Raw genomic sequence first — 5,440 nt, 5'->3', positions numbered from 1 at the left:
CCACAATTCACGACCAGCATTGAAAACGGCTTGGGCTTCTTCCGAGAAAACAAGCCCCCCAGCCCCCGAAGGGGGAGTTGGAGCTGTTTGTTGAAACAACGTTGGTTGCTCCCCTCCTTCGGAGGGGTTGGGGGAGGCTATTTTCCCCTTCATAAAATCTGTCATAAAGTTGCTGGCAAATTTGTCTTGGGCATTGACGTCATACTCCGTAAACGGAATCCAGTGGTTGGTGCCGAATTGACTTTGGATATTATTATTAAATAAAGTATAGGTTAAACAATTAGATTGAAATTCAGTATCACTAAGCCAGCCGTCATTTGGGTATAAAAATTGGTCGCGGTCGTTAAGCCAAGTTGCATTTGTTGAAATTCTTACGGAATGATAAATTGACATCTGTAATAAATTCATCAAAGTAATATTGTAAATGAAATGTTTTTTTATGTCATTCTCAGTAGGATTATTTGTTATAAAAACACCTAAATTATTTTGAACATCTGGACCATTTACTCTAAGAAATCCAAGATTATCACCAGATTTATCATAATAACTGCGAAGCCAATCAATTAGAAAAGTTCCCTTAATATGAGTGTGTATTATCTTTTCTCCAATGTAACCATTAACATTATAAACATCTATTTTAAAAGATTCGATTTGTTTTTTCTCCTCTAAATTCCATATGTAAAAACCTATTGGAAATTGTCCTTTTACATTGTCGAATGTATTAGCGGGAACTAGAAACCCGGATTTATACGTTGCTTTAAAATAATTTCTAAATTTTGCGAAATTCTGAGACTGCACAAATTTTAAAGTAGAAAAATTTGCAATAATAGAGTTTGAAACCTCACTATTTATTCGAATTAAGAATTGCGTAAATAGTTCTCTAGTTGCAGTTCCAAAATTAGCGCTATGGATTTTATATACCATTGTTTCTGAAGCAACATTCGCTTTATTTTTACCTGTTCCCATTCTTTGTTTACTATCACCACTTTCAGCATACGGCGGATTAATATACACTACCAACTTCTTGCGTTTTTCTTCGTCGTTAATAATGTCTTGTAGGCTTTGGGGTAGTTTGCTAAAATCGTCGTTTAAAAAATCAAACTGAAACACGTTGTTCTTAAGCAAATTGGCACCACCATCAATACGTTCGTGCATTACGCTAATGTCGGCTTGGTCGAGCGTGCTGGCATAAATGTGGTATTTGTTGGTTAAACCCGCTAATAAATTACCTGTTCCTGCGGCGCAATCCCAAATGTAATAGTCGTCTTGCCAGTTTTGTCCCAAATAATCGGTGAGGTATTTCTGAGATAATTCTACCCATTTTCTTGGGGTAAAAAACGCCCCTTTTCGTTCGCGAATGTCTTGCGGCACCAACAAATCCCGACGTTCAATAATGTAATCTTGAAACTCTTTTAAAGGCGGTCGTTTGTAGCGTTTCCAAAACTGCAAATAGGCTTCTTTGTTTTTTAGGTTAATGGTGGCGTCAAACATTTGTTTGATGTTTTCCTTGGCAATTTTGTAGCCTTGGTTTTGAAACACCACAAACAAATTATCGCGTATGCTCGAATCATCTTCCAGCGCCTGCGTGTCTTTGTCGTCTACAAATAAGTCGGCAAGGTAAAAATCACTGTCCATAATATTTGCCTTTTTCAAGTCGTCCCAGTTGACATCGATAATGGGTTTTACCACTTCGAGCCATCGCAAATAAATGGGAATAAAATTGTTTTTATCTATCTTTAATTTGCTGGTGGTTGTGGCTTTGGCAACGTTATTTTTTATGAAGATTTGCAGTTCTTTTTCGTCCTTTTCGTAGTCGTACACATAGGTGTTTTTGTTGAGAATGGATTCAATTCGCTCTTTAATCAGTAGGAATTCTTTGGTTTCGTGATTGCTTGGCGTTACGTTCCAATTGAAATCGTTCATATAAAAAATATCCGAAATATTGATGTACGGCACAAAGGCAATTTTCTTAAAATCGAACGCACCTAAAAACGCCGGCGGCATTGTTTTGTCAAAGGTTCGCGCTTTACCAATGGTCAAAATTAATTGGACAAACATAGTAGGAATATCGAAGTTGCCCGTTTTGGCTTCCGCCCAAAGCAAAGGCGTTCTGCCGTTTAAATCATATTGTTTTGGAAAGACGGTAAAGTCGATATTACCAAGTATTTCTGTAGTATCAAAAGTGGCGAACCAGTCGGCACCCACTTTGTTTTTAAGTTCTTCTTCTCGTATGTTTTTGTATTTCATTTGGTTGCATATGCGCCTCTGTACAAGCAGCAGATGAGGCATCACATATACAGATTTAGGTTAGTAATTAGGTAGATTTGGAACGACATAAAACGAATTGAACTTTTATACTGGGGGCAAAAAAGGGTGTTTTGTCGTGTTTGTTTTTTATTTCATAGGGTTGGGTTTGTTTAGTTATTGGGTAGGGGATTTAATTGGGAGTGAGGTTGTTACAGTTTCTATTATAATATATATATTGTCTTCTTTTAGGATTTTTAAATATTTTTTATTCTTTGATAAAAGTGCTTTTTGAATTTCTTTTTCAAAATTTGAATTCTTATTTATCAAATCTTTAAACTTATTTAATTCTTCAAAAATATTTTGAAATCTATCTTCAAATATTTCTCGATTTCTATTAATTTCATTGTAAATATTTAAAATTTTTTTCCATTCAGAATCAACATTTTCTGTAATTTTTTGCTTACAAGAAATATATTTTTCGCTATAGCCTTTCTTATAATTTTCCAATTCGTGTAAATCAACTATATCTTTAAATAAATTCTTTTTTTCATTGTCAATTATGTTAAATAAAGAATCCAAATTGTCGTGAAGTCTATAAGACTCAAGAAGGTTTTTTTTTATGTTTGTAATTTTTTGATTCAATTCGATTGACTCCTTTAATTTATTAGCCTGCTCAAAAGTTTCAATAGATTTTGAAATATTTCCAACTGTGTAATATTGTTCCGCTTTTTTAATTAGTTCTAATTTGTTTAATTCAATTAATCTGTTTTCAATATTCTTAATTTCATCGTTAACATCATCGGAATATTTTAGTTTGTTAGCAGTTAGAAACATATTTTTTGCATTCTCTAATTCACCGTTTGAAAGTAATTTTTCGGCATTGTTCAGAATTGTATTCCTTTTTTTATCTATTAAAATTTCATAATATTTATGTGTATTTGAGATGTAATCATTTTTGAAATATTCATCTAACGTCAAATTTGATGTACTTATTGATATATTATCAGCTGTGTTCAAATTATATTTTATTTGATGTTTAAATTCATCATTCATTAAAGAGAATGATTTAGGAAATAGATACCCTATTTCATCAAAAAACCATTCACTTATATTATTAGAAAATGTTAAATTATTTGAAAAGTCAAAATTATATGTATTATCATTATCATCAAATTTAGCATTTGATTTTAATTTTTTAGCTAGTGCAACTTCTACATATATGGTATCTAGGATTGATGTTGATGGAGAAATATTAATATCAGCTTCGCCTTCATCATCATAACGACCCCATCCGCTTTCCAACCTCAATTCAATTGGATAAAACTTCTTGTCAGCGTTATATTTAAATAATTTAACTAAATAAAAATTACCTTCATTCCCTCTGATATTATTACGATTTTTTATTAAATTGTTAATATTATAAAAGCATAAACTATCTAATATTTTGTATTTATTGTCTAATCTTAATAAATGTTCTTCCGTAGATTCATAATCGCCTTTAGCAACCCAAGTAATAAATGATTTTCTAATAGATGATTTTACTTTATTTAAATCTGAATTTTTTATAAGATATTCTAATTGTTCACGTTCTTGTTTTTTTTCTTCTACTATTTTTTTTTCTTCTGCTTTTTTTTCTTCTAACAACTTTTGCTGTTCATATTTCTTTTGTCTTGCAATTTTTTCACGCTCCGCCTTTTCAGACTTTTCGCGCTCTTTCTTGTAATCTGCTTTACCCTTTAACTTTTCTGCTGCTTTAATTTCTTTTTCCCATTCGTTCATTAAAATCAGAGATTCCACACCATGTGTATATTGATAAGCTTGAATTTTTTCTGCAATTAATAGTAACAAAAGCATACCTGATTCATCAGCGCTTTTTGCTCTATTTATTTCAGATGAACTAACTCTCATTTTTTTTAAATATTTGATTGAAATTTCCTCTTCTTTCTTTTCATAAGGTGTCTTTGTCTGAGAATACGAAGTATTGAATAGACATATGAATGTCAGTATTAAAATTGCAGTTTTTTTTTTCATAGGTTTTTAATTGTCTTTCATTCGATAAAATTACTCCGCTACACATAGTTTCCTGAATTTGCGTAGCGGATAATTCTCACTATAGATTTATATTAGTTTTTCAACAAGAAACTAAGTCACAAGTAGACTAAACAAGAATCATATAATTTGTCAAATTTATTTTAGTACGTGATGTGCTAATACCTTTTGAACTTCATATACATTTACTGATTTATTGAATTGTTTTTTTATGCTAGGTTGAACTTCACTAGATATCCAAATTTTTAATTCAGCGTCTAAATCAAATGTTCCAGCAGTTTCTATGCTAAATCTAGAAATGTTTTTATATGTTATTGTTTTGTATTCTGTCTTACTTCCTGTTATACCTTGAACATCTACTAATAAAAGTCGTTTATTTGTAAAAATAAAAGTATCTCGTACTAGCTTAAATCCTAACTCTATTTCTTCTCCTTCAGTTAGTAATTGTTCGTACTTTTTTGTTAATTCTTCTTGGCTTACTGCACCGGCGTTTCCAAGTAAAGCTGAAAATAATCCCATATTGTTTAATTTAAAATTTTATTCCTACTCTTAAGGATTTTCAGAATTCTCCTTTTTCTGTTAGCTCTCATAGCAAAGTCTCCTGACTTTGAGTTTGAAAATTTATTATGTTACATTTTGTTTTGTGTAGCTCAAAGCCGTAAAACTTTGTGCGGTGGTTTTATTGTTATTTTCAAAACTAGGATTTATAATGTATACTTTAAAACAAACCTATGTAGTATGATTACTACAAAATAGGTGTGGGGTTTTGGGTAAAAGGTTTAGGGTAAACAATTTAGGGTTATATGTACCTTGTTTTTTGTAGAACTTTTATTTAGGTTGCGACTTAAATTTTACTACAAATAGTGGATAACCTGAAATTTTACGTTCCGAACGTGAAAATTTAGGTTGTCTAACGTAAAATTTCACGTCCAGAACGTAAAAATTGGGGTGGTATAACGTAAAATTTCACGTCCTGAACGTAAAAATTGGGGTAGTATAACGTAAAATTTCACGTCTTGAACGTAAAAATTGGGGTGGTATAACGTAAAATTTCACGTCTCGAACGTAAAATTTCAGGTATTTAACAAAAAAAACCTTTGGCAGTACACCAAAGGTTTTCAAAATGTAAGAGGGTTTGCTTATT

3 protein-coding genes are annotated in these 5,440 nt (G+C 31.5%); all 3 read right to left on the bottom strand.

Annotated features, from left to right (window positions below; genetic code table 11):
- Positions 1-2,247, bottom strand: a 2,247-nt coding sequence (locus KA468_RS10390) for a hypothetical protein (protein WP_291242868.1), incomplete at its 3' end; no start/stop codon positions are given.
- A gap of 174 nt (positions 2,248-2,421) precedes the next feature.
- Entirely contained in the window at positions 2,422-4,278 is a 1,857-nt protein-coding gene (locus KA468_RS10385) for a hypothetical protein (RefSeq protein WP_291242867.1), read from the bottom strand.
- 156 nt (positions 4,279-4,434) lie between these two features.
- Complete coding sequence (locus tag KA468_RS10380; RefSeq protein ID WP_291242866.1) at positions 4,435-4,815, bottom strand: PH domain-containing protein; 381 nt, start codon at positions 4,813-4,815, stop codon at positions 4,435-4,437.
- Positions 4,816-5,440: the final 625 nt, after the last annotated feature.

It is taken from the genome of Flavobacterium sp. (genome assembly GCF_017985075.1).
Lineage (GTDB): Bacteria > Bacteroidota > Bacteroidia > Flavobacteriales > Flavobacteriaceae > Flavobacterium.
This window is presented reverse-complemented; position numbering and strand designations above follow the sequence as displayed.